We start from the raw sequence: 25892 nt of genomic DNA, 5'->3' as shown, positions 1-25892 counted from the left end.
TGAAATTAGCTGACTATAATATTAATCTACAAAGAGGTGTGAACATTGAGTAAAGAAAAACTATTAATGACTCCTGGCCCTACTATGGTCCCTCATGAGGTTCTAGCTACACAAAGTGAAGTAATGATCCACCACCGAACTCCGGAATACGGCAAATTATTCACAGAAATGAACGAAAATTTACGTTACCTATATCAAACTAATAATACTATTATATCTTATTCTGCTTCTGGTACAGGCGGCTTAGAAGCATCTGTAGTTAACTTTTTTTCTCCTGGAGACAAAATCTTAGTTATTAGTATTGGTGTCTTTGGCAACCGTTATGCAGCTATTGCTCAATCCTTTGGTTTAAATGTAGTTAAAATCGATGTTCCCTGGGGCCAAGGAGTAGATCCTAAGGAAGTTGAAAAATATTTAGCTGAAGGAGGTTTTAAAGCTGTTTTTGCTACCCATAATGAAACCTCAACGGGAGCTGTTAATGACATTAAAGCAATTAGTCAAGTTTTAAAGGGTCAAGATTTGCTCTTTATTGTAGACGCAGTTAGCTCTTTAGGAGCAATAGAACTACAAACAGACCTTTGGGGTATTGACGTTGTCATTAGTGCTTCCCAAAAAGCAATAATGTGTCCCCCTGGCTTAGCTTTCATGAGTGTGAGCCCTAAAGCCTGGGAGGCAGCAGAAAAATCCACCTGTCCTAAATTTTATTGGGATATTTTGAAAGCAAAAAAGGCTTTGGAAAAAAATCCGCCCCAAAATCCTTTTACTCCTCCCATTTCTTTAGTTCGGGGAGTTAATATGGCTTTAAAACTTATTAAAAAAGAAGGTTTGGCAGCAATTTTTGCTAGACACAACCGTTTAGCCCAAGCTACTCAGGCTGGAGTTGAAGCTCTTGGTTTAAAACTATTTGCAGCACCAGCTGCCCGCTCTAGCTGTATTACTTCTGTAGCACTTCCGGAAAATTTAGATGGTAATAAAATTCGAAGTATAATGGAAGAAAAGTATGGAGTAATCATTGCAGGAGGACAGGAACATTTAAAAGGCAAAATTATTCGTATAGGACATATGGGCTATGTAAATGAAAATAATGTATATGAAACCTTCACAGCTCTTGAAAAAACCCTGCAGGAATTGAATTATAATGTTCAGCTGGGAACAGGGGTTCAAGCGGCCCAAGAAGCATATAATAAAGCACTTTAATGTTATAAAGATTGAAAGGAGGAAAGATCATGAAAGTTATTGTTACAGAACAAATTTCGGAAAAAGGAATTGAAATTCTCCGTCAAGGAGGAGCAGAAGTAGATTTTAAGGTAGGCATTTCGAGAGAGGATTTACTCAACTGTATTGCTAATTACGATGCTATTATTGTGCGTAGTGCTACCAAAATAAATGAAGAACTTTATTCAAGAGCTAAAAACTTAAAAGTTGTGGGCAGAGCTGGAAATGGCGTAGATAATATTGAAATGGAGGGGGCAACAAAAAGGGGAATTATCGTTGTCAACACTCCTGAAGCCAATAGTATTTCCGCAGCAGAGCACACTATTGGTTTACTAATTAGCTCCAGCCGAAATATACCACGGGCTAACAATATTATTAAAAGTGGTGTTTGGGATAGGAGCAAATTAAAAGGTGTAGAACTCCACGGAAAAACCATCGGTATCGTAGGACTAGGCCGGATTGGTTCTTTAGTGGCAACTAGAATGCATTCTTTTAATATGCGTGTTATTGCTTACGATCCATATATTACTGATGAACGTTTTAAAAAATTTGGCGTTGAAAAAAAGGAAACATTAAACGATTTAGTTCGTGAAGCAGATTTCATTACAGTGCATACTCCCAAAACAGAAGAAACATTTGGCATGATTGGAAAAGAGCAGTTTGCCATAGCTAAAAAAGGAGTTCGGGTTGTAAACTGTGCTCGTGGAGGAATTATTAACGAGGAAGCTTTAGCTCAAGCAATTCGTGATGGGATTGTGGCTAGTGCAGGTATTGACGTTTTAGTTAATGAACCTAGTACTGATTCTCCTTTAATTGATTTTGAAAATACGGTTCTTACACCTCACTTAGGTGCCGATACAGTTGAAGCTCAAAATAACGTCAGCTTAACAATTGCCAAAGAGGTTTTAAGTGCTCTAAAAGGAGACATGGTACCTAACGCTGTCAACTTGCCAACAATTCAGCACCAGGAGCTGGCTGTACTCAGTCCTTACCTTACCTTAGGAGAAACATTAGGCAAAATATATCATCAGTTGGAAAAAGACCCTGTCAGCAAGGTTGAGGTTACATACAAAGGAGACGTTTCCAAGCTTAATACATCTGTCATAACTTTATCGATTTTAAAAGGCTTATTTGACCCTATTTTAAAAGAAAGAGTTAACTATGTTAACGCTAACCTCATTGCTGAAAATAGGGGTATCACAGTTACAGAAAGTAAAGAGAGCGATCTTAATAACCAGACTAGTTCCATAAAAATTGAAATAACTGCTAAAGATAATATTTATACTTTTGCTGGAAATGTCTTCAGTAATGGAGAATGCAGAATTGTCGATGTTTATGGTTTTGAATTCGATGTTATTCCTGCACCATACGTTTTAGTTGTTGAAAATATAGACCAGCCTGGCATTATTGGGCAGATTGGTACAATTTTAGGGGTCAGCAAAGTTAATATTGCTACGATGCAGGTATCGAGAAATATGAAAGAAAAACACGCTATGATGGTTATAACTGTAGACAACATTATTTCTAAAGAAGTTCTGGATTTAATTCAAAGTATTGATGGTGTCAACAGTGCAAAATTAGTGAGACTATAGGAGGCTAATAATGACTACCTTTAAAATTGCAGCTATTCCCGGAGATGGCATCGGGAACGAAGTAACTGACGAAGGAATAAAAATATTAAACACGTTTGCAGAGTTAAAAGGAAACCTTAAATTTGAATATGAACATTTCCCTTGGAGCTGTGAATATTATTTAAAAACTGGTCAAATGATGGATGAGGATGGATTAGAAAAGCTCAAAAACTTTGATACTATCCTTCTTGGGGCAGTAGGTTTTCCTTCTGTACCGGATCATGTTTCCTTACATGGACTACTTTTAAAAATTAGACAGGGCTTTAACCAATATGTTAATCTGCGACCAGTAAAACTATTACCGGGGGCTCCTTGTCCTTTAAAAGATAAGCAACCTGGGGATATAGACTTTGTAGTAGTCCGTGAAAACGTAGAAGGCGAATACTCGGGAGTCGGTGGTATCCGTTTCCCAGACCGCCCAGAAGAAATAGCTCTTCAAACTTCCGTCTTTACACGGAAAAATACGGAAAAATTAATGCGCTATACCTTTGAACTAGCTAGAAAGCGCAACAAAATGCATAAGGTAACCTGTGTAACTAAGTCAAATGCTTTGAATTACAGCATGGTCTTTTGGGATAAAGTCTTTAAAGAAGTTGCCCGGGATTATCCTGAGATGGAAACAGAATTTACCCACGTTGATGCTTTGTCTATGTTCTTTGTGCAAAAGCCCCAAGTTTATGATGTCCTGGTAGCTTCTAATTTATTCGGCGATATTATTACAGATTTAGGAGCAGCTATTCAGGGGGGCCTTGGCTTTGCTGCCAGTGCTAATTTAAACCCGGAAAAAGAATATCCTTCAATGTTTGAACCTGTCCACGGTTCTGCTCCGGATATTGCCGGCAAAGGTCTAGCTAACCCAATTGCTATGGTCTGGACGGTAAAAATGATGTTAGACTTCCTGTTAAACGACGAGGAAGGTGCCGTCGTTGAAAAAGCCATTACAGCAGTTTTAACAGAAGGCAAATACTTAACCCCTGACTTAGGAGGTAAAGCCACAACTCAGCAAGTGGGAGATGCTATTTGTGCAGAACTGAAAAAACTTTTAAGCTAATAATGGTCCCTAAAAAAATTAGTTAGGTTAAAGCGGACAGGATTTCCTGCCCGCTTTACTTTAGGAGCGAGTTCCTTGGAATTTAAACAATTAGAAACATTTTTACTAGTAACAAAATGTGGCAGTTTTACAGAAGCAGCAAAACTGTTGTATATTTCCCAACCTACCGTCAGTATTCAAATAGGCGCTTTGGAAGAAGAACTGGGCATAAAGCTCTTTGAGCGGCAAGGTAAAGAAACATCATTAACGGAAGCAGGAAAAATATTTCTTAAATATACAAATCAAATGCTTAATATCCAACAAAAAGCCTTAGCGACCATTAACAAATATCAACAGGAAATATCCGGCCGCCTAACAATTTGGGCCAGCAGCATTCCGGCAGACTATATACTCCCTAGCTTAATTACTAAATTTATTCAGCAGTATCCTAAGGTTAATATCGAAATTTTCCAAGCTGGTTCCCAAAAGGTTTGGAGTGCAGTACAAAATTATGAGGCAGATCTAGGCATTGTAGGAGCACTTGACAAAGAACAGGAAATAAACGCAGTGCCTCTACTCAAAGATAAACTGGTTCTTATTACCCCTGTAACAGGTAAATATAAAGATTGGTCATCACCTTTAAGCTTAGAAGACATACTTAAAGAGCCCTTTATTCTACGGGAAGAAGAATCAGGAACCCAAAAGACTTTTATCAGCGCTTTAAAGAATAAAGGATATGACCCCAAAAAATTAAATATATCTGTAAGAATGGAAAGTATTGAAGCTATCAAAAATACTGTTTCAGCTGGCTTAGGCTTAAGTGTTATTTCTAAGATGGCTATAACCAAGGAAGTTAAGTTAGGGCTAATTAAACAATTTGAATTCGCTGATTTAGAATTAGATCGCAACTTTTACCTGATTACACATAAGAGAAAAATCTTCTCTCCTCCAGCAGATAAATTTAGGGAATTTATGCTTAACCATGCCAGTCTATCTAAGTGAAAATTAGGAATAAAAAGGATAATTCCGGCATAGGGTAGAAGATAAATTGCTGAAAGGGGGATTGGGAATGGATTATGATACTTTTGTGGAATCATTGAAAATTGGTTTCAAAAGTAACATTCTGGTCTTGGAAAGCTGCTGGGTATTAATGCTAGGTATTATTTTCTTAGCTGGCCTAGGCTACGGAATTTACCGGACAGTAACCAAAAAAGAAGAAAGTTATCGGCAGATTATTGGGGCTCCTTTGTACGATCGTAAGCTCTTAACCAATACTTTTTACTCTAAATCAAATAACCAAAGACGCTCCTGGGTTCGGGTGCCGCTTAATTTGAATGTTCAATTTATTAAGGATAATTTTGACATTGCTGCTTCTGATGCAAAATATCTATCAGCTAGGCTGCAAAATCTAAGTGCAGGCGGAATGCTCATGTTGTCTGAACATAAGTTAAAAGAAAATGATAAAATTAAAATTCAACTACAGCTTCCGCCGGCTCAAATTTTTAAATTTAATGGCCGTGTGGTCAGAGTCAGTAAAAAAACAACTAATGCTGTTCCCCATTATCAAATTGGAATACAATTTTTCGGAATTGCCGAAAGAGACAGGGACAAAATAATTCAATTTTTATTCCAGCATCAGCGGGAATGGATCCAGCAAAAAATTAATGAATCCAATCTACAGAACTAATCCCTGATCTTATTTTTTTATTTCTAATGTCCATTTGCTCAAATTAGGCTCTTTTTCTAAAACCGATTCTGCAGGAAAAGTTAAGTTGTAAAGAACGGCACTCTGGGGTTTCAAAAGACAATCGGATAATTTAAAATGATAAAAGGCCGTTGTTTTTTGCTCAGCATCTTTTATTAAGAGGGGTATGCCCTCTAGTCTAACCTCTTTTGCTGCCCCATTTCTAAGCAATACTGAAGCTATTAAATCCCCTTGAGCATTAAATTGGCATTGGTAAGGAGTAAAATTCAATTCGCCAGCTTTGATTGGAGGCAACTGAGCCAAAAACTGTTTTACTTGCAGAACCTGTTCCTCAGTATAATCCTCCGGCCAAGTAGTTAATTCCACCTTTAGTTCTGGCTGAACTTTTCTTGGGTTTAATTCAAAGACTAGCCGCCAATCATCTTTAGGAATTTCCTGAACTAAGATGTTTTCTTCTGCAAAAAAAACTTTACATGGTCTTGCCCCAAAAGGATCGATGGCACCTACACTGCTTAAATCAAAAACTTGCCTGGCTAAGACTTTTTTTTGGGAGTCTATAAGCATTAAAGGTACTTTTTCAAAAGCAACGGGACGGTTTAAACCGTTTTGCAGATAAAAGCTAACCTCTAATTTTCCAGCGTTTTTATAAGCATAAACACCGGAAATATTAATATCTCCTTCCTTTACAGGTGGAAGTGCCTCTAGATCTTCTTCCATATATTGCTTAGCTAAACCGCTGGTTTTAACTCGCATTTCCTTTGGTAGTGATAAACCGGGCTTAATGACCTTCCGTTCCCCGTCTTCAATAATTTTATAATTTTGCTGTTCCTCTGTTTGACCAGCTTTTTGTGTATTTTGATCTTTATCTGAGCCTTTAAGCAATTCCCGCAAAAACTTTAGCATTATAGCCTCCTTAGATTGTCCAAAATAATTTATTGCTTTAATTATAACGTATTTAGTAAAAAAAAACAGCCTAATGGCTGTAAGGTTGTACATACTCTTCATCTTGAGGAATGGGTCCAGCAAATCCATACATGTAAAAAGCAGTTTGGGGGCCAAAAAGCTGAATGTAGCGTTGAACTGTTTGATTCCGTGCAAAGAATTGGTCCACCCCAGAGCTAAACTCTTCATTTTCCAAGCCGTGTCCAATGACAAAAATTTGGGGGTTATGGGAGTTAAGCATAGTTCCTCTTTTCACAAGTTCAAATAAAGCTAAGTCAATAGCATCTAAAGAAAGTCCAATAAAATAGATTCGCTCTGCCGAAATTAAGTAACGCATGGCAGTCATCCACCCATTTTCTAAGGGGGTATCTTTGTGACGCGGTAAAACAGTAGGCCCTACGATTAGAGGGCTAAGATTCGTTTTTTGACAAGTGGGGCAGGCCATCTTTTCTTGTTGGCAAGAGTCATCTTTAATGGAAAATTGCGAGCAGTTTTCGCACCACAACCAGTTAATGGAGCCATGGAGTTTTAGCAAGGGAAAACTGTTCTCTTCTTTCTTCTCGATTCCATAATTAAGCTGCCAGCCCAGTTCTTTAGAAAGTACTTTATCTAAAGCAGTATCCCAATTTAGAGTTAGAACCGCATCTTCTTCGTAGACTAAATCCTCAGCAAATTTGCGGTAAACCTCATAGGCTCCGGAAGTGTTAACCTTGTGTGAATCTTGGCTAAAAAGCCGACAAATACTCAAGTTTAGTTCCCTGCGTAATTCTCGCAAATCATCCTGAGTAAAATCTCCTAAGTGGTGATCATGGTAAAGAGCAAAGTCAATTAGGGAATAAAGGTCATCGACCCCCGGAAGGAATTCCTGAGTTGTGTGTAAATCTGCCTTAAATATTTTTGTAATAAATTCAGCTATTTTAGGCTGCTGCATTAAACAACTTAATATATCTTTTAAAGCTGGAATGCCTCCTGCTTTAGAGGCCCCTGCTCCTAGGATAAAAACTCTTTTCATCTTGACCTCTCTTATGTTATATTTAATTTCCAAATAAAATGGAGAGTAGTTATCACCACTCCCCATTTTGGCTACTTATTTAGTCTACTTTTTCAAATAAGTCTTTACCTACGCCACAGTCTGGGCAAACCCAATCTTCCGGCAGATCTTCAAAAGCTGTATTAGGTGCAATCCCGTTATCAGGATCTCCTACTGCCGGATCATAAACATAGCCGCAAACAGTACATTTCCACTTTGTCATTTTATCTACCTCACTTTTTTTAACATAATCCATATTTTGTTGTCCCTTTAATGTAAACCTATTGTACATAATAAGCAGCCTTTTGGGAAGATATTAAAGGAATTAAATATATATTTTTCCATAAAATCATGATTTTACACCAAACAAGAATACTTTAATTTACTCTATAAACTTTTCTCTTCGTAATATTTCTTGGGCCCTCTCCTTATCTTCTTCAGCTACTAAGACTACCGGTCCCGTACAGCCCATCCCGCTTTCAGCGTAAAGATTGTTTTGCCAAAGCAAATAAACTGCATCCTCTAGCTGCAGAATATCAACACCTAAAATTTCTGAGCTAACGGGTTTGGACCCTGGGGAAACTAAAGAATTGGGCTGCTTCTTTGAAGTAAAGCTATTGTTTTGAGCTTGGGCTGTTTCTAAAAGTATATCCAGCCCGGCTTGGCGGGCTAGCTGGAACTCGGTCCCTACTTTTGCCCTTAAACCGCCCTGAACCATCCGACCCATAAATTGAATAGCGCCGGCCGTAACTGTTTTCCCCGAAGCCCGAGAAATTATGCCAATTAAATTCTGATAATTTTCCCCTACTGCGGGCCCGTTACCAAAGCCAAGACCTTCATAGTTACCACCACTGGTGTAGGCGGAAAACATTTTTACGAGAACATTTCCGGTCAGACTATCTACTACAAGAACATCTGGTAGCCCCAATAAAATGTCATTGCCCCGGAGAATAAATCCCCCATCTCTTCTAATGGACTCTACAAAATGAATAGGATAACCATTTTGTGCTAACTTTTTTAAGATTCGCCCTGTACTTTGGGCGCCTTCAATATTTAAAATGCCTACTTTGGGATGTTCAATTCCATAGGCTTTAGCTACAGCTATCCCATAAAGAGCATTCTTCACCATAGCAGGGACCCTCTGTACATCCGAAATTCCTGTAGTAGCAGCAATAAACATTTCTTTGCCTTGGGCAGGTGTTATTACTCGGCCAACTGTAGCAACTCCTATAGGAAAGCTATAGTGCATAGTTACTGCTGCCTGTAAAGTACCTGTTGATAACATTCTTTCCATAGCTAGGTGAGCTTCTTCCCCATTAAAAGCCTCCACAAGGGGCAAATCTGTATCTACTCCGCTGCCAATTACTGTAACTTCTAAATCCGGATTAGCTTTTTGGGCCATATTAGCTCCATGAAGGACTTCCCAAGGGCCTAGTTCGCTGCCCAGAATAGTTACACCAATTTTTATTTTGTCCTTCGTCTGTGGAACGATGTTTTGTTGGAGGCCAGTATTTTGTTCAAGAATAAAAGAAATACCATCAAAAAGGTTAGTTAAGCGGCCTAAAAACAAACTGCCTTTGCCAATAATCATGACTCTTTGTATCTGCCCAGCCAAAATTTGGTCTCTTGCCTGTCCCATATAAGGTATTCCAGAAGGTATATGCCCTTGGGTAGGAGCATAGCCAGGGATACTTATTTTCCTTACTATTTGCTCCAGCTTCTCCTTTTGAAATTCACCTTTTTTCACCCCTAAAGCTGCAATCATTTTATAATTGGCCTGGGCTACATCTCCTGCTCCAGCTGCTTCCGTTACTTCAACATTTTGCAATTCGGGAGCAAAGCGGTCAATGTCCCTAATTTTTAAGCCTGCCTTGTTGAGAGGGTCTACAACAATTGCCTGTACTACAGCCTGAGGAGAACCACCTGCACCAATAGAGTGATATCCAACTGCATCTGTACGAATAACCGGACTAATTCCATCGTTAGGGGCCAGCAGAAGGGCAAAGGAGCCTAACATATCCTCCAAAGGAGGGAGCCCTTTCTTAAACAGTTCTTTAGTATTCATTCCCAACTTAGCCGAACTTCCCCCCGCAACAATGACTACATTATGGTAAATTCCTGATTGAACCAAGGCTGCTCCTTCTATTACAGCGTGGGCTGGACTAGCACAAAAGCTGCGGGTATCAGAACCAGTGGCCTTTACACAGCCACAAATTTCCCCAATAGCTTTAGCAAAATTTCCTCCTCCCCTTTGGTTCATATCGCCACAGGCTTCTTCCGAACATTCAATAATATAGTCTATTTCTTCTGCATTTATCTGTTGAAACACTAGCAATGATTGTAAAGCAAGCACCCCAGTCGCTTTGTTAACTAAATTTTCCAACATTACATGTTGGGTTAAAGCCGGATCAAAGTCGTGGGCCTTCTTTACGCAGCCTACTATTTCTGTACCCATGTACAGTGGTTCTCCAGAGCCTTTGGCCACAAGCCGAGCAATTTCTTCTGCACTTCTAGTATTTTTGTTCAAACGTACTAAAGCAGGAAGCCCTTTCAAAATAGGGTGCTGAATAAGTTTAGCCTTAACTTGTTCTTGAAATACTCTTTCCAAGAGTACCAAGTCAAATACATCTACGGCCTGGAGCAATCCGAGGAATTCATCTTCCGGCATAATTTCTCCATATTTACCCCTAGGTTGAGCCTGGGGCCAAAGATTTTGATGCCAGGGACGAGGAATTTGAGCCAACTCATCTGGAGTGAGGTTTCCAATGTAAACTTGATTAGGGCTATATTGAACTGCCTCTGAAAAACTGCGTAGCTTTTCTGGAAGCTTTTCAAGTAATTCAGAACTAGGGTTATTTTGCCTTTCTACGGAAAGACTGGTGCCTTGGTGCAGCATTAGATTGGGAGCATGGACCAGAGTATAACTTGCCCCTTTCAGCACAGGATATAACATCTTGTGAGGTTCACCTCTTTTAAAAGACTGTTTGCTGGGTAACTTCTTTAGTCAAAGCTTGTAACGCTTTTCTAACCAATTTCCTTCTTAACTCTTTTTCTTCTTCCCGGCCTAGAGCAGGATTTCCTAAGGGATGGGGTATAGCTACTGTAGGTACAATTCGGTTGGCCCCTACAGTTAAGGAAATAGGTACTATTGTACATAAATGCACAACCGGCAATCCAGTCCGCTCAATTTCTTTGACCATTGTTGCACCGCAACGTGTACATGTTCCTCAGGTGGAAGTCAGTAGTACACCATCTACATTAGCAGCAAGCAAATCTTGAGCTATTGCTTGGGCAAATTTTTTAGCATTTGCTACAGATGTACCATTGCCAACAGTAGCATACCAGTAGTCATGCAAAGAACCTATTTCCCCTTGTAATTCCAACTCTTTTAATACATCTATGGGCAGCACCCGATCTAAATCCTCATTGGCATAAACGGGATCATAACCACCGTGAGCTGTTTCTCCATTTTCGGGATTGAGATCCATTATCTCTTTAAGACTGTATTTGCCGTATTTTGAAGCACTTGAGGATTCAATCCTGTCCGGGTTTCCTTTAGGCACAGGCCCTCCAGAAGAAACTAAGGCAATTTTAGATTCCTTCAAATTCCTTATTGGAGGCGCGGGTGATACTTTATCAAAAACAGGCATTTGATATTCTGTAGCAAATTCTTCTCCCCTTAGCTTTTTGAGAAGCATCTTTACAGCTCGGGTAGAACCCCTTTGGGCAGCAAAAATATTTTTACGTAAGCCCCTAGGCAGGTAGCCTTCTTCCTCAGGTGTACCAAGTTCCTCTCCTCGGCCAACCTTTATAGCTAGCCTTGCTATGGACCGAGCAGCATCTCTCATTCCTGCTGCTGAATTAGCTGTAGGAATAATATAGGCATATTGTTTATACATTTCCACTCCAGGGTTTTCTGGGTACATGCCTGTAAGAACAGGTATGCCTAATACTTCGCTAACAGCCTTAGCTACAGCACCGCAGGCAATACCATAGCGGCCCGCATTAAAAGCCGGACCGGCAATAACTAGATCAGGCTGAAAATTTTGGATTAAAGCTGTAATTTGGGAACTAGCTGCAGCTATATTTTCATTAAAATAGCTGTCTCCGCAGATAACCGTACCTACAATTTCAGCATTAGTACCTAGCGCTTGTTTTAAGGCCAGGCCAGGACCAACAGCCCCAGGGCGGGATTGTGGCTCTATGTTTGCTTTTTCCTCTCCCCCAATACCAGCAAAAAACTGATTAAGATAATGGACAATTTTTAAAAAAACCACAGCCTTTCCCCCTTTAAATCGTCCAAAATACTCGTATCCGCTCCTATCTGTATTTGGCTACAGACTGTTTAATAGAATCTACTTCAAGTACCATTTCCATCATGCCTACCTGATTTTCATAAATTTGGGGGTCAATGTTATCTTTTAATTCAAAAATATGATAAACTTTGAGTCCCAACGAGACTCCAGCTAATGGACCTGCAAAAGAAGGATCTCCTTGGGTAACAGTTTCGGCAGCAAGTGCCGAAGAATCTGCTCCCGCATTGCCTAAGACAATAATTAGATCCTCCCGACTATACTTACCTGCTAGTTCTTTAATTCTAGCTTGGTTTTCCAGATCCATTGCTCCAGCAGCTGTTCAAACAAAACACTCCGTAGTTGAAAAGACAATTTCTGCTCCAGCCGATTTTAGGCATTCTTCAATGGCTGGCCCGGGAATACCGTCCCGTTCTCCCAAAACTATCGCTTTTTTGCCTTTTAGCATTTGAATCTCCCTTCTGCAAAATCACTTTATTCTTATTATGCATCTACTGCCTGTAAATAACCAAAACCCAGTTCATTGGTTGCTCCGGTAATCAGTTGAATCTCGGCAGTTATACTTTCATTTGCTGCAATGCTTCCTTTAAAGCCCCCTGCAATTTGTTCGGCAACTTCTGGATATCCAATAACTAAATCCAGCTTAGGCAGTTTAATTATTTGGTTAGCATTGCCAGTTGAAATAACTGCATTTCCAAGGGGTGTTGAATCAGCTAAGGATTGGGAAGCCCCATCACGTCCGGCATATTCATCTGTTAAGAGCACAGTTTTAATTCCTTTTTTTTCGAGGAACTGACAATTTAAGATTAAGTCCGCATCTGGGTTACCAAAACCTTCTTTGGAGATAATTACACCATCAGCTCCTAGCAATTCAACTAGCTTAGCTGTCATTTGCGCAGAGCGTTCTTTATCTGCCAGGGTTACATTCTCATTTGTAATAATACAGCCGAGGAAATTAAGGGTCTTTCCATGCTGATTGTACAAATCCAAGATAACTGGGTTATTTTGATGCATGTATGTGGGATTCTTATCGCAAGCTGAAACACAGTTGCCGCTTACTATAGCCCCATCTAAAACTTCTGTTGGATATAAATAGGTTGGAATTATTTTTTTGGCGTCAACACCGTAGACATAGGTATCATGAAGCAATCCCTGAGATTGAAGCATATACACGTAAAGGACTTTTGGCAAATTGGGGTATTGCTGAATTTGCTCTAAGAGCGGCTTTGTTTCCAAAGTCTTAATTTCATCTGGTTGAATGTTTTTTCCTGCTTCGCCTAAATAGCAAGCAGCTTTAAATCCTGCCAAGCGGATGACTTCCTCTTGTTCATGTTGGGCTAAATTTTCTTTAGGCTGAACCTGTAAAACAACGTTTAAAGTTTGAGAAAAAGGTGTATACTTGGCACCTGTTCCAGACATATCGATGATGCCTTCTTGAAAGCCGACTATTTTTCCCGTTGTAACAACTGCTGTACCTTTTAAGACGTGAGTTCTTCCCTCTCCTACCATATCTACTTTATGGCAAAATCCCGGGAAAATGCCTCCTGAATCCCTAACTTTAACACGTGGCTCCAAAACATCTTTAACAGGTATAATTCGCACAGATGCTCCCGGTTTTGCTATAAATACTTTTACATAGCTTATTCGATCATCATCTGCGACTATTCGGCACAATTCCTCTTGGTTAAGATACAGTATATTTGCACGTATTTCCGTTTGAGAACCATATTGGACATCTTTAATTTGGATTTCACCTATTTCTAGGCGCAAGCAATCACCCTCTTTCAAGAATCAGCTCGTAAAATCTACTATTGCTGTTTTTAATAGTTCCAAATCCATAAACTGGAAAGCCTGTAAAAACGCCTGTTCCAAATCATCTTCTTTTAAAGTATTTTTTCTATATAGCTCTAATGCTTTTTCGATTAACGCTAGAGAAAATATATCAATTTTAGGTGGCGTTGGATTAGAGCCAATAGCTTTTTTTAAAACTATTGATTTATAGGGCATTTGGTTTGGTTGTAAATTGCCGGACAAGGGATGATTAACAAGTAAATAGCCCTGAATAACCATATCTCTGGCTGTAGCTAAAACGTTAACTGCAGAAGCTTCTATTTTCTGGGTTGAGGGATAGTATTCCCAAACCAAAGGATTATTGCTTAAGATAAGAAGTTGCTGCATTTTTAAACTATCCACCTTTGCCCTTCAGTATTTCCTGATAATTTTATCCTTACTACCCTATATACGAAAAAAACCCTAGGTTTGTGCCAGTCCATTGGCTAAAAAACAAAAAAACAGTTCAGCTTCATGAGCCAAACTGCTTTTATTAATCTTAAACTGTCTAATAATATAAAATTACCTGATTTTATTTTCTTTACCGCTAAATAAGCGCCGAATATTAGAATGATGCCGAGAAATAACAAAAGCCACTAAAAGCCAAGATGCTATTATAATTATGGGGTGCATTCCTTCTGCCCAGGCTAGGCTGGCAACAGTTAAAGCTGCTGTCATCGATGAAAGGGATACATACCTAAAAATAAGCAGTGTAATGGCAAATACTATAGCTCCAAAGAAAACTGCCTTAGGAGCTAAAACGAGGAAAACCCCTGTGCCAGTCGCTACTCCTTTACCGCCACGAAAACCTGCAAAGGCTGGGTAGCAGTGACCTAAAGCCGCAGCTATACCTGCAACCATCCCCGTTACCTCATTTCCTAAAAGTAATCCCAAATAAGTTGCCAATGCTCCTTTAAAAATATCTGCTGCAATTACAGCTAATCCTGCTTGCCAACCTAGGACTCGAATTGCATTAGTTCCACCTAGATTTCCACTGCCGAAATTACGTATATCTTTGCCGCTAACTATTTTCCCAGCTACTAAAGCAAAAGGAATAGAGCCTAGTAAGTATCCTGCCAGCAATATTCCTATAATTTTCACTAATTCCACCACGCAATTATTTTTGTTTTTCGCTTAAACTCTTAACACATTTAGTTACTGTTTCTACTGCCGACCATGCATCCACGCCATAACCATCGGCATTTATTGCTTCCTGAAAATCTCGGGTAACAGGTCCGCCGCCGATTACTACTTTTACCTTTTTACGTAAACCTGTTTTTTCTAGTAGTTTAATAGTTTCCAGCATAGTTGGCATAGTAGTTGTCAATAAAGCTGACATACCTAGTACCTGAGGTTCATAATTTTCTACAGCTTCCACAAATTCTTCAGGATGAACATCAATACCTAAATCAATTACTTTATAGCCTTGAGATCTTAAAAGCATAACCACCATATTTTTGCCAATATCGTGTAAATCGCCGGCTACGGTGCCAATGACTACTTTCCCGTTGTTCGCACTTTCGTGACGTAAGTATGGCTTTAAAACTCTCATTCCCGCATGAGCCGCTCTGGATGCTATTAAAACATCAGGTACATAAAATTTTTCATCTCTAAATTTCTCACTGACTATATTCATTCCTGCAACTAAACCATCATGCAATATTTTTTCCGGTGCTTCTCCGATAGCTAATAGTTTTTCAGCAAGTGTTTTTACCAATGTGGCATTTCCTTCTACCACCCCATTGGCAATTTGCTCCATCTCATTCACAAGTTTCACCTCTTACAGTGCTTTTTCTCTGTATTGGCTAGGTGTTATACCTTCACTGCGTTTAAACACTTTCGTAAAATAACCGGGATCCTTAAAGCCTAGTTCATCTGCAACTTGTATTACATTATATTGAGGGTTGCGTAATAATTTCTTGGCTTCTTCTATGCGGATTTTAGTCAAAAATTCCATAATTGTGCAACCCAGTTCTTGTTTAAATATTTTACTTAAATGGCAAGGGCTTAAATATACTGCTTGAGCTACATCTTCTACAGCAATTTTTTTACTGTAGTTGTTGCGCATATAGTCTCCAGCTCTTTGTACTACCTGAAGATTACGAACGTCTTTGCCTTCTTCTACAGCGGCCACAAAACTCAAAATTGCCTTATCAATCCATTGGAAAATATCTTCGGAACTTTTTAGCTCTGAAAATTGTTTAACATATTCAGAATTCAGGGCTAATACCGTTTTTAACATAGCACCACCCTCAATGGCTGCCCTAGATAAGATAACCATTAACTCTAACGTTCTTGCTTTAATTCCATTTTCATCTCCGGAAAAACGTTGGAGTATTTCTGCTAAAATTTTATTAAGAAGTTTATCTACCCCTGCTTTATCTCCTTTACGAACTAAACAAATTAACTCCTGTTCTTTTTCTAAGGAATAACCCCGTACAGATAAGCTGTCAATTTTCTTTAATGCTTCTTCTAAATTTTTCCTAGCTTGAATTTCTTCATTTAGTTTAGCTTGCTGCTCACTAATAGCTTCCCTCTGACGTAAGGTAATTAAACCTGTCTGCATAACATGATTGGCCACTACAAACAGCAAATCTGCTGCAGCTTGAATTTTTTCTCCAGACAATACCTCAAGTTTTTTAGCAGATTCAATTAAAGTACTAACATCTAAATCCAAACCTCTGGTCATATCTTCAATTTCTTCCCAGAAAAAGTCTTCAGGTTCCCACATTAAAACTTGTCCACAGATAATAGCTCCAATATATTTGTCTTCAATTAAAATGGGTGCAGCCCATTCAATTAATCCAGCATGGCAACGGAATATATATGGTTGTCCATATTTACTAGCTTCAAAGCCGGCGCGAGCGTAGGAACGTTTGCATTTAGATATTCCACACGAACTGGCCCTAACTAGTTTGCAAAAATCACAATATTTGTCCTGCCCCTCTGAAGTAACTAGTATTTCACCTTGAGCATCTACAATAAAAGCTCGTAAGCCAGTTGCTTTGGAAAAAGAACGCAAAATCTGTTGTAAAACTTTTATTTCTGCTACCTCCAAAAATTCTAACTGACTTTCATTAACAATTTGCTCTTCCATGGAATCACCTCAATCCTATAATGCAAATGTTTCCTTCTGTATTGTACTATAAATATTATATTTTTACATTAGTAGGTATTTGTTAATTATGCCATAAATACTGATTAGTAGATTTATTGTAATATAGTCATATTTATTATTTAGATTAAATATTTTAAATTCCTGCTATTTTTAAAAATATTGTTAATTTTTGTTGAAAAAAGGCAATTTGACATTCATGTTGTTATGCCAAATTGCCTGTCTATTTTTCTTGGAACTTAGTATTGCGGGAAACGAAGTGCTTGAACAAAAAGATCTTGGAAATCTAAACGTGCAGCAAGTTCAATGTAGCGAACATTTTCTGCAATCTTCCTTGCTGCCTTACGTTCTTCCTCAGATACTAATACTAGCTGAGATCCTAAGCCGGCAGCATTTCCAACTGCTTTAACTTTTTCAAGTGGCATATTTGGCACTAAACCAATTCTCCAGGCACTTTCCTTTCGAATATACGTTCCAAAGGCCCCTGCCAAAAGCACCTCTTCAATTTCGCCTTCGTCTACACCCAATTCCTGCCTTAAAATCTCAATGCCAGCAAAAATTGCTCCTTTAGCTAGCTGCAACTCCCTAATATCCCTTTGGGTAATTAACAGATCCTCGTCTAAACCTGTATCCTCTTTATAAACCAAAATAAAATCAAAACCGTTGGAGCCTTTTACCAGCCGCTCTCTTAATTTAGGAGGTAAATTAGTTGCTCCTGCTGGGTCTGCAATACGGCCGCCGGCATCTATAACCCCTGTTTTGACCATTTCGGCCACAACATCAATCAAGCCGGATCCGCAGATACCTATTGCCGGAAGCCCATTAATAGTCTGAACAACTACATCGTTTTCTATATCTACTCTTTCAATAGCACCAGGTGCAGCCCTCATTCCAAAACGAATTTGTGCACCTTCAAAGGCAGGGCCTGCTGCTGTAGAGCATGAAACCAGCCCTTTTTCCTGAGAACCTAATACAAGTTCGCCATTTGTGCCAATATCAATTGCCAGCCTAATCTTATCCCCCTTGTCTATCCCTGTAGACAGAATAACTCCAACTGTATCTGCACCTACAAAACCAGCAATGTTAGGTACTACAATACAGTAACCAGCCTTATTAATTTCCAATCCCAGCTCTTGTGCCGGAATATCTTCTACTTCTTTAAAAACGGGAAGATATGGGGCATGAGCCAAAGAAGAAGGATTAATCCCTAGTAACAAGTGAGTCATTGTTGAATTTCCTACAACTGTGGTCTCATAAATTTTTTCTTTAGGAACGCCAGCATCCGAGGTGAGCTTATCAATAATACCATTTAAGGCAGCAATTACTTTGCCTTGTAAGGTCTTTAGGCCTGTAGCTTCAGTTTCAGCATAAGATATCCGAGCAATAACGTCTGCTCCAAATACCCTTTGGGGATTGGCTTCCGAATGGGTAGCCAAGATTTCACCTGTTAAAAGATTAATTAAAGAGCCAACTAATGTGGTTGTACCAATATCGAAGGCTATTCCATATAGCTCTTTGCTTGTATCACCGGGCTCTATTGCTATGATTTGACCGTATCGAGTTACCAATGTAATTTCATACTTGCTCTTTTTCGGCACTTCTGCCATTTGATGCATAACAGCTAAAGTCTTTGGAGGAATTATATTGTCTTCCAGAATTTTGCTTAATCGTTCCTGATCTGAGCATGGATCTTCCAAATTGGGCTTTGGCATCTGCATAAATATTTTTTGTACACGGTTGTTCCGTACATCGCCATAGTGTTTCTTTTGCAACAAACTTTTACGTGCATCATCTATTGCAGCCTTAGGAACAGTAATAACTAAATCATTTTTAACTTCGTAGCGGCAAGATAATTTTGCTTGTTTAGGGATTTGCTCAGCTTTTTCCAGATCAAACTCTTGATAGGGTACGTCCATAACATCAACTTTACATTTCCCACAGGTACCGCGTCCTCCACAAGTCCCTTCAACGTAAATTCCAGCTTCAATTAAGGCTTTCATTATAGTATACCCTTCAGGCACCGATAACTCTACATCAGCCGGTAGAACCCTTAGCTTGTAATTTTTCATATCTAAGACCCCTTTGCCTTAAATTACCTAACATTTAAACCTATTTACATTATACTTCTATCTTCTTTGGCCGTAAACTTTTTAGCTCAGGCAAAATTTGTTGATAAAGAAATAGCAATTTCAATTTATTTAATCCTTAAGGCAAATAAGTTTCGCAAATATTACGACAATAAGTCGGAAACCACATCAAGAACTTCAGATGCGTCATAAGCAAAAGCGTCAGCACCAACAGCTACTCTAAAATTTTCAGTAACAGGCCCTCCGCCAATAATAATCTTAACATTGCTTCTTAGTTTCCTTTTTTCCAGTTCCTTAATGGTTACTGCCACCTCATTTAAAGTAGTTGTTAGCATTGCAGACATAGCCAGCATATCAGGTCGATGCTCAATCATAGCATTGGCAAAATCCTCAGGATAAACATCAACGCCTAAATCTATTACATCTAAACCCATGCTCTGCAGCATCATTATGATAATATTTTTACCTATATCGTGTAAATCTCCGGCCACAGTGCCAATCACTACTTTGCCCCGGTAGGAATGTCTAGCGTCAGAAAGGTAAGGCCTTAAAACGTGTAGCCCCGCATGCATAGCACGAGATATAATAATTATATCAGAAATATAAATTTTATTATTGCGAAACTTTTCACTGACGGCATGCATCCCCAGCAACAGGGCGTGATCTAATATTTGGCTCGGCTTAAGACCATTTTCAAGAGCAAATTCAGTCAGCATTTTAACTTTATTTGCCTGACCTTTCTCCAGAGCCTCAATTATATCCCTTAAGTCTTCTTTCATCTGCTTTGCACTTCCCTCATGTTACTGTGCTTTCTGTTTATATTGGCTCGGAGAAATGCCTTCCATTTTTTTAAAAACTCTGGCAAAATAGCTAGCATCTTCAAAGCCATTTTGCAAAGCAATCTGCATTATATTATAATCCGAGCTGCGCAACATTAATTTAGCATTTTCAAGTCTAATGTGTGTAAGATACTCCATTAATGTACAGCCATAAGTTTGTTTGAAAATTCTGCTAAGGTAGCAAGGACTTAAATGAATTGCTTCAGCAACTGAATTAAGGGTCATTTTAGTATGAAAATTATTTCTGATATATTCAGCAGCTTTCTGCACAACCTTATAGCTTTTGAAGCCTCGGGATTTTTCAACGTTATCTATTAAAGTATTCAATACACTTTTAGTCCAAAAACAAATTTCTTCAGTATTTTCTTTTTTGTACAACTGCTCATATATTTCACAATTCAATCGTTCAACTTCATCGAAGCTTATTCCGCCATCTACGGCGGCTCTTGAAATCATGACTAAAATTTCCATAACTCTAGCTTTAACAGAATCTATTTGACCAAAATTTTTTTCGATGATATTAACCAGCAAACTATCTAAAAGTTCCTCAGCTGCTTTTCTTTCAGCATTTCTAACCTTAGCCATAAGCTCGTATTCGTTATTCAACGAATACTTTTCCAGTCGCTTAATTGGCACAGGCAGTTTATGTGTTACAGACAATAGCTTTTTCTTATCCTGAATAGTTTCCCCTAGAATCGCTTGGTGAGAAGCAATTTTCTTACGCTGTTCCAGTGCTTCCACACCTCTATGCATTATTTGGTTAGCCACAACAAATAATAAGTCCGATGCGGCTTGCACTTTATCGCTAGGCATAACATCAAGTGTAACTGCCGCTTTTTTTACGGCATGCAAATCAACATTTAACCCTTTAACCATTTCTTGTATTTCATCTAAAAAGTAATCTTCCGGGTCCCACATGAGCACTTGCCCACAAATAATAGCGCCGGCATATTCTTCTAGTAAAATAGGAGCAGCCCAGGCAATCAAACCGGCATGGCAACGAAATATGTACGGTTCACCATATTTCGTTGCTTCTCTGCCAGCTCGGGCATAAGACCTCTTGCATTTTTCCCTACCTAGCCTGTCAGATTTAATAATCTGGCAGAAAGCACAGTCCGTAACCTCGTGTTCGGTAGATACAAGAGTATTGCCTTCAGAGTCTACTAACAAAGCCTTTAGACCGGTTAATTTAGAAAAGGAGCATAACAACTTCTCTAAAACAGTTTTTTCAACTGATTTCCCCAACCAAGGGGTTTCTAATTTCCGGTCCATCTTCGCACCTCCGCCTGGGTCTGCTCTCATCTTTACTTAAATTTTAATTGAGTAAATTATAACATACTTCAAACTAATTTAATTTAGGATACTTTTCGAACTTACATATCATATTGTGCAGGATCAAAAGCTGCTGTGGTATTATTTTTAATCATAGTCTCAGTGAATTTTTCTTCGTCATCAGGAACACCAGCTAATTGTTTTTCTAAAACGTCTAAGTATTTAACTTCACGATCTGCAAGTAATAATTCACCAGCTTTATATCCTTTACGTAATACATCTATTGTAGCAGCTGCTGCAATTTTTGTTCTTTCAAATGCAGTTTTACCTTTAACAATTTGTTTACTTAAGTCAAGTACTACTTTAGGATTCATAATGTAAGCATGTGGATCATATTTGCTATCGGACTCAACAAAAATATCTCTTAATTCAATTGCTTTTCCGAGTTCTGAAGCTGTATTAAACAATCTGCAGTCGTAAATAAGTTGTTCTGTATAAACTGTCGGAGCCATGCCGCCTAAGAGACGAGTATTAGCTACTGATTCATTACTCCACAGGTCGCACATACCGCCAACGATGTTTCCTACAGTACTGGAGTGAGCGCAAGCACTGGTTCTTCCTTCCATGGAGATTGGTGTACCAGTAATTGCTTTAATATAAACACCTTCGTAACCGCAGTCTTTGTCAGGTCCTTTAGCGCCAACTTCAACTGCTACCAAAGTACGAACAGCGCACATAACTCTATCAACGGCTGAAAAAACTTTAGGAATCATGTTTCTGTTTGCAAGTACCATTGATGTGTTACCGAAACCGCAAGCTGTATCACCAGCAGCAATTTGGCCAGTTTCTTCAGCTATCTTAACTATATTTGTCCAGAGAATTTCCATATCTTTAACACCAACAACGCCTAATGAGAATAATGCTTTAGGCAGGTCGCACATCATGGAAGCATCGTCATGGAGGTGTTTACCACCGATTGACTCGATAGCTAATAAGTCAGCTCCGTCTTCAGCACAGCCTTGGAATGTTTCCATAACTGCATCCCAATGTTTGCCATGATACATATGGACTAAGTCTCTGCCTTCTCTTATATCAACAGGGGTAATTCTTACAGCAGTTTTTAAACCATATTTTTCTTGGTATTCTAACATTACATTTTTAACGATTTTATTTACTTCAATACCCCATTTAGGATTAAACGTGAAGTTCGGAAGAAGTTCAATTTCAGCTACGATACCAGGTGCATCTAGTTCGTGAGCTTTTTCACAGATGCCTTTAATCATTTCATCATAGTGTTTGTAAGCTTGAGGTAATGTACTTTCATTTATAGGCATTGTAGGAAGAGTAAAGTTAATTTCTGGATAAACAGTTCCTCCACCGATTACCATACCGCTTTTGGTTGTAACAGGTTTTTTTGCTTTACCATAAATAAATTCATCTAAACTGTTATAAGCTACCTCATTGAAAACTTGTTTGCCCATTATATATTCCTCCTTATAATTTAATCCTTTTTTCAGAATATTGCCAAATTTCCGGTTTATTCTGCCTCCTTTCACCCCTTGGACATTTTTAAAAGATGAAAAACGGTTTTTTGAAACGGTTTGAACTATGTGTTTGAACTGTGTATATACTTCACCATTACCCATTTAATCTCCTACGGATTTTTTTGTCTTATATATCACTATTTTTACTATTTCACATATTATTTTATAAGATAGCAGAGCATTTTACAAGTCAACAAGTTAAACTTGTACGTCAAAAAATCGAGTAAAGTTACCCCCTGACTAGCCAACCTCGGTTTGCTTGCACTATGTTCCAAGTTCCCCCTTCGGCTTCCTTCAGACCCCACAGTTACCAGTGACGCCCTTGCTTACGAGTTATCTTCCTGCCGGTTAGGCGATAGGGTTCTTTCAGTTCATCGGCTCAGCAAACATGCCGGACAAACTAAAAACCCCCGAGTTTTAGCCTGGGGGTTTTGCTTTAAAATAGAGTTAATTTTAGTCGTAAAGTCCATTACGGTGAGCTTTTAAGTAGCCCATGCAGTACTCGTCTTGTCCAAGTAATGCGATAGAAGCATAATAGTAGCCCATCATAGCTTTATCCAGTGGATCTAAGATGTAGCCATCCATGCCTCTTGCCATGGTTTGAACCATGAATGCTTGGTTTAATTTCGCTCTGTTAGGCAGACCGTAAGAGATATTACTTAAACCGCAGATACCATGAACTTTTGGGAACTCTTTTCTAATTTGATAAATAGCATCTAATACTTCCATACCTGCATTAGTAACAGCGCTAATAGGTTTTACTAATGGATCTAAGTAAATATCGTCTTCAGGTACACCAGCATCAGTTAATTTTTTAATTAAACTTCTAGCAATCGTAACACGTTGCTCAGCTGTATCAGGCATACCAATTTCGTCATCCATTAACAGGCCGGCGATTTTTGCTTTATATTTTAAAACTAAAGGAAGAACTGCGTCGTATCTTTCTTTTTCATCAGAGATAGAGTTAATCATAGGCTGTCCATATTTGCACAGAGACAAACCAACTTCTAAAGCTTTAGGGTTGGGGCTGTCAATACATAATGGAGCTTGAACTTTTTCTTGAATAGTTTCAACTAACCATTGCATTGTTTCTTCTTCGTTGAAAACCATAGTACCACAGTTTACATCAACATAGTCTGCACCTGCATCAACTTGTTTTTGAGCTAAATCTTGAATGAAAGCTTTGTCTCTGGCTTCTACAGCAGGTTTAATTGCTTTTCTACTGGAATTAATTAATTCTCCTACAATAATAGGCATGTTACATTCCTCCTTAATTATTATATATTCATTTTACAGCCTTAACTAGATTTGTCAATCATTCCATCCAGGACTTCCAACAGCATTTACTTCAATTTTAGTTTCAATATAGACTCGCTGTTCAAAGCAAACGTTGGAATTAGCATAAATGTCTTCTAGAGAAACTAAAATTTCCGTCTGCTTGGAACCTGCTTTTTCCGCCAAATCCAAAGCAAATTTTTGGGCAGCGTCTAAAGCATAGGTTTTAGCTTCATCTAAACTCTTAAATTTTTCTCGTCCCCATGGAGCAAAAAGAAGATATTGACCGAAGCCTTCCCTAATTAATACCTTAACTGTTTCCATAACCTGCCCAGCTGCCGCTCCTATGGCGTTAGCAACTTCAGCAGATTCAGGAATAATAAGCTCAGCATTTAATTTTTCCGATACCTGAGGTAAGTATGCACCAATTGGTGCTCCTATGGCGACAATTGGTAATTTCATTTTATACTGGCATTCGGCAAATTTTTGGGCTTTTGGCCGCAAAAACTTATTCAAAAAATACTCAGCCCCCTGGCTTTCTTTTAGCAAAATTGCATTTCCTTCAAAATTGGCTACGCTCTGCAATATTGTAAAGCATAACTCGTTAATGATACTTTCCATAGCAAAGTCTAAAAATTCCTCCAAGGATTTGCCCATCCTTTTAGCTAAAAGCTTGGACCCAGCAATAGCCGCTTTTTCATTCCATTCTGAGTATGTACCTCTAGCATGTAAAATATCAGTTGGAGTCAGGGATGCTTTAGCTATTATGCCAGCATTAACCAACCTTTTTAAGTTAAACAAATTAGGATCCTCACCTATGGCACCGGCCATTGTAATTAAAGATGCAGGTCCCTTATGCAAGTATTTAAGAACTTCCTTTTCTAAGAAAGTCAAATTTTCTAACTCGGTATCTTTAAGCAGAAGATAACAATCCGTAGGCTCAGCAGTTAGCAATTCACTTTTACGTCCTTGATGCTTTTGTAATTGTTCTAATAAATAAGGATATTCAGCCGCTAGGACTGCTAAAGGCAGCACCCTTTCAGGACCAACCTTAATTTTTCCGTCTTTTGTAATTTGTAAATAACTATCGCCGCCTACGCCATAAGTATTAATTTCAGCCGACCTAACCCTAGTCAGCCACCCGCCCACCAAAGCACCTTCTCGATTAATGTGAGGCACTCCAGAATGTAAGATGGCAATATCTGTCGTGGTACCACCCATGTCTAATACTAATGCATCTTTTTGACCTGTTAAAAAAGTAGCACCTATAATGCTAGCTGCCGGCCCAGAAAGAATCGTTTCAATGGGTCTTACTCTAGCAATGTTTTCGCTCATTAAGGTACCATCGCCTTTAACAATCATGACAGGGGCTTTGATACCGGCCTCAAAAAGTACTTTTTCTACAGCTTCAAGCAATTCAGCAATAACTGAGATTAGGCAAGCGTTTAAAGCAGCAGTAACGGTACGTTCATGGAAGCCCAGGGCAGTTGTTAGTTCATGGGCACAAACCACAGGAACACTCAATACATCTCGAATAAGTTCCCGGACTTGCAATTCATGCTCTGGATTGCGTACACTGAAATAGCCTGAAACAGCCACAGCGCTTACCTTGCCTTTAAACCGCTCAATGGCACTTTTAGCCATCGTTAAATCAAGGCTGCTCATTTCCCTGCCTTTAGTATCATGTCCCCCAGGAATTACGGCGAAATTTTTGACAGGTAAATTTTTAATAGGGTCGCTGCCAATTAAAATCAAGCCTACCTCGGCTCCATGTCCCTCAACGATGGAATTAGTAGCCAAAGTTGTAGAAATCGCTACCATTTTTATGGTTTCTTGTTCTATCTGCAAAGAATTAATACAGTTCCGGATACCTACTGCCAAATCTTGCCTGGTTGTTAAAGCCTTTGCTTTAGCAAAAATTTTGCGTTGCTCTAAATCGATAACAATGCCATCAGTATATGTTCCGCCTGTATCTATTCCTAGAGCTAAAGGCATAGCAGTTCCTCCCGGCAATAAATCTAGTTCTATGTAAATACCTATATTCTGACAAGAAGCTGCCTACAA

At 38.9% G+C, this 25892-nt stretch carries 22 protein-coding genes; 5 read left to right on the top strand and 17 right to left on the bottom strand.

What is annotated here, in order from left to right; genetic code table 11:
* Positions 1 to 45 precede the first annotated feature (45 nt).
* The 5 genes from RDV78_06835 to RDV78_06815 all read left to right on the top strand — a co-directional run bounded on the left by RDV78_06835 (position 46) and on the right by RDV78_06815 (position 5563).
* Positions 46 to 1197, top strand: a complete 1152-nt coding sequence (locus tag RDV78_06835) for an alanine--glyoxylate aminotransferase family protein (protein MDS1030206.1) — start codon at positions 46 to 48, stop codon at positions 1195 to 1197.
* 29 nt (positions 1198 to 1226) lie between these two features.
* Positions 1227 to 2807 carry a phosphoglycerate dehydrogenase gene (serA, locus tag RDV78_06830; GenBank protein ID MDS1030205.1) on the top strand — a complete coding sequence of 527 codons (1581 nt, stop codon included), beginning with the start codon at positions 1227 to 1229 and terminating at the stop codon, positions 2805 to 2807.
* Positions 2808 to 2817: 10 nt separating this feature from the next.
* Positions 2818 to 3897, top strand: a complete 1080-nt coding sequence (locus RDV78_06825; GenBank protein MDS1030204.1) for a tartrate dehydrogenase — start codon at positions 2818 to 2820, stop codon at positions 3895 to 3897.
* A 75-nt stretch (positions 3898 to 3972) separates the two neighbouring features.
* Positions 3973 to 4878 (top strand): selenium metabolism-associated LysR family transcriptional regulator, encoded by a 906-nt coding sequence (locus RDV78_06820; GenBank protein MDS1030203.1) that lies wholly within the window; start codon positions 3973 to 3975, stop codon positions 4876 to 4878.
* 67 nt (positions 4879 to 4945) lie between these two features.
* Positions 4946 to 5563 carry a PilZ domain-containing protein gene (locus RDV78_06815; protein ID MDS1030202.1) on the top strand — a complete coding sequence of 206 codons (618 nt, stop codon included), beginning with the start codon at positions 4946 to 4948 and terminating at the stop codon, positions 5561 to 5563.
* 9 nt (positions 5564 to 5572) lie between these two features.
* Here RDV78_06815 and RDV78_06810 read toward each other — a convergent pair whose 3' ends face one another.
* The 17 genes from RDV78_06810 to RDV78_06730 form a co-directional block, all read right to left on the bottom strand.
* On the bottom strand, positions 5573 to 6484 hold the full coding sequence (locus RDV78_06810) for an SLAP domain-containing protein (GenBank protein MDS1030201.1): 912 nt from the start codon (positions 6482 to 6484) through the stop codon (positions 5573 to 5575).
* Positions 6485 to 6554: 70 nt separating this feature from the next.
* Positions 6555 to 7535, bottom strand: coding sequence for a hypothetical protein (locus RDV78_06805; protein MDS1030200.1), 981 nt, complete (start codon positions 7533 to 7535; stop codon positions 6555 to 6557).
* 79 nt (positions 7536 to 7614) lie between these two features.
* A complete protein-coding gene (locus RDV78_06800; protein ID MDS1030199.1) occupies positions 7615 to 7776 on the bottom strand; it encodes a rubredoxin in 162 nt (53 codons plus the stop codon).
* 159 nt (positions 7777 to 7935) lie between these two features.
* Positions 7936 to 10506, bottom strand: coding sequence for a glycine/sarcosine/betaine reductase complex component C subunit beta (grdC, locus tag RDV78_06795; protein ID MDS1030198.1), 2571 nt, complete (start codon positions 10504 to 10506; stop codon positions 7936 to 7938).
* A gap of 19 nt (positions 10507 to 10525) precedes the next feature.
* Positions 10526 to 11830, bottom strand: a complete 1305-nt coding sequence (gene grdB, locus RDV78_06790) for a glycine reductase complex selenoprotein B (GenBank protein ID MDS1030197.1) — start codon at positions 11828 to 11830, stop codon at positions 10526 to 10528.
* Between the two features lie 43 nt (positions 11831 to 11873).
* Complete coding sequence (grdA, locus tag RDV78_06785; protein MDS1030196.1) at positions 11874 to 12314, bottom strand: glycine/sarcosine/betaine reductase complex selenoprotein A; 441 nt, start codon at positions 12312 to 12314, stop codon at positions 11874 to 11876.
* Between the two features lie 35 nt (positions 12315 to 12349).
* Complete coding sequence (locus RDV78_06780; protein ID MDS1030195.1) at positions 12350 to 13636, bottom strand: glycine/sarcosine/betaine reductase component B subunit; 1287 nt, start codon at positions 13634 to 13636, stop codon at positions 12350 to 12352.
* A gap of 21 nt (positions 13637 to 13657) precedes the next feature.
* Positions 13658 to 14059, bottom strand: coding sequence for a GrdX family protein (locus RDV78_06775; protein ID MDS1030194.1), 402 nt, complete (start codon positions 14057 to 14059; stop codon positions 13658 to 13660).
* A 159-nt stretch (positions 14060 to 14218) separates the two neighbouring features.
* Positions 14219 to 14797 carry a glycerol-3-phosphate 1-O-acyltransferase PlsY gene (gene plsY, locus RDV78_06770; GenBank protein ID MDS1030193.1) on the bottom strand — a complete coding sequence of 193 codons (579 nt, stop codon included), beginning with the start codon at positions 14795 to 14797 and terminating at the stop codon, positions 14219 to 14221.
* 16 nt (positions 14798 to 14813) lie between these two features.
* Positions 14814 to 15473, bottom strand: coding sequence for a corrinoid protein (locus RDV78_06765; GenBank protein ID MDS1030192.1), 660 nt, complete (start codon positions 15471 to 15473; stop codon positions 14814 to 14816).
* Between the two features lie 3 nt (positions 15474 to 15476).
* Entirely contained in the window at positions 15477 to 16793 is a 1317-nt protein-coding gene (locus RDV78_06760) for a PocR ligand-binding domain-containing protein (protein MDS1030191.1), read from the bottom strand.
* Positions 16794 to 17050: 257 nt separating this feature from the next.
* On the bottom strand, positions 17051 to 18880 hold the full coding sequence (locus RDV78_06755; GenBank protein ID MDS1030190.1) for an ASKHA domain-containing protein: 1830 nt from the start codon (positions 18878 to 18880) through the stop codon (positions 17051 to 17053).
* Between the two features lie 161 nt (positions 18881 to 19041).
* The gene (locus tag RDV78_06750; GenBank protein MDS1030189.1) at positions 19042 to 19677 is read right to left on the bottom strand and encodes a cobalamin-dependent protein; all 636 of its coding nucleotides are present in this window, start codon (positions 19675 to 19677) and stop codon (positions 19042 to 19044) included.
* A gap of 21 nt (positions 19678 to 19698) precedes the next feature.
* Positions 19699 to 21009, bottom strand: coding sequence for a PocR ligand-binding domain-containing protein (locus tag RDV78_06745; GenBank protein ID MDS1030188.1), 1311 nt, complete (start codon positions 21007 to 21009; stop codon positions 19699 to 19701).
* A gap of 101 nt (positions 21010 to 21110) precedes the next feature.
* On the bottom strand, positions 21111 to 22490 hold the full coding sequence (locus RDV78_06740) for a methyltransferase MtaB domain-containing protein (protein ID MDS1030187.1): 1380 nt from the start codon (positions 22488 to 22490) through the stop codon (positions 21111 to 21113).
* 516 nt (positions 22491 to 23006) lie between these two features.
* A complete protein-coding gene (locus RDV78_06735; GenBank protein ID MDS1030186.1) occupies positions 23007 to 23810 on the bottom strand; it encodes a methyltetrahydrofolate cobalamin methyltransferase in 804 nt (267 codons plus the stop codon).
* A gap of 54 nt (positions 23811 to 23864) precedes the next feature.
* Positions 23865 to 25823, bottom strand: a complete 1959-nt coding sequence (locus RDV78_06730; GenBank protein ID MDS1030185.1) for a hydantoinase/oxoprolinase family protein — start codon at positions 25821 to 25823, stop codon at positions 23865 to 23867.
* Between the last annotated feature and the right edge of the window lie 69 nt (positions 25824 to 25892).

It is taken from the genome of Bacillota bacterium LX-D, assembly GCA_031628995.1.
Lineage (GTDB): Bacteria > Bacillota > DUOV01 > DUOV01 > Zhaonellaceae > JAVLUO01.
The sequence above is the reverse complement of the archived record's forward strand: the minus strand, read 5'-3'. Positions and strand labels throughout refer to the sequence as shown.

Bases quoted from the DNA above. Each gene is read 5' to 3' on its own strand.
- serA (MDS1030205.1), top strand. From the start codon at position 1,227: ATGAAAGTTATTGTTACAGAACAAATTTCGGAAAAAGGAATTGAAATT.
- RDV78_06735 (MDS1030186.1), bottom strand. From the start codon at position 23,810: ATGCCTATTATTGTAGGAGAATTAATTAATTCCAGTAGAAAAGCAATT.
- RDV78_06810 (MDS1030201.1), bottom strand. From the start codon at position 6,484: ATGCTAAAGTTTTTGCGGGAATTGCTTAAAGGCTCAGATAAAGATCAA.
- RDV78_06800 (MDS1030199.1), bottom strand. From the start codon at position 7,776: ATGACAAAGTGGAAATGTACTGTTTGCGGCTATGTTTATGATCCGGCA.
- RDV78_06740 (MDS1030187.1), bottom strand. From the start codon at position 22,490: ATGGGCAAACAAGTTTTCAATGAGGTAGCTTATAACAGTTTAGATGAA.
- RDV78_06750 (MDS1030189.1), bottom strand. From the start codon at position 19,677: ATGAAAGAAGACTTAAGGGATATAATTGAGGCTCTGGAGAAAGGTCAG.
- RDV78_06815 (MDS1030202.1), top strand. From the start codon at position 4,946: ATGGATTATGATACTTTTGTGGAATCATTGAAAATTGGTTTCAAAAGT.
- RDV78_06745 (MDS1030188.1), bottom strand. From the start codon at position 21,009: ATGGACCGGAAATTAGAAACCCCTTGGTTGGGGAAATCAGTTGAAAAA.
- RDV78_06760 (MDS1030191.1), bottom strand. From the start codon at position 16,793: ATGGAAGAGCAAATTGTTAATGAAAGTCAGTTAGAATTTTTGGAGGTA.
- RDV78_06805 (MDS1030200.1), bottom strand. From the start codon at position 7,535: ATGAAAAGAGTTTTTATCCTAGGAGCAGGGGCCTCTAAAGCAGGAGGC.
- RDV78_06730 (MDS1030185.1), bottom strand. From the start codon at position 25,823: ATGCCTTTAGCTCTAGGAATAGATACAGGCGGAACATATACTGATGGC.
- RDV78_06755 (MDS1030190.1), bottom strand. From the start codon at position 18,880: ATGAAAAATTACAAGCTAAGGGTTCTACCGGCTGATGTAGAGTTATCG.
- RDV78_06825 (MDS1030204.1), top strand. From the start codon at position 2,818: ATGACTACCTTTAAAATTGCAGCTATTCCCGGAGATGGCATCGGGAAC.
- grdC (MDS1030198.1), bottom strand. From the start codon at position 10,506: ATGTTATATCCTGTGCTGAAAGGGGCAAGTTATACTCTGGTCCATGCT.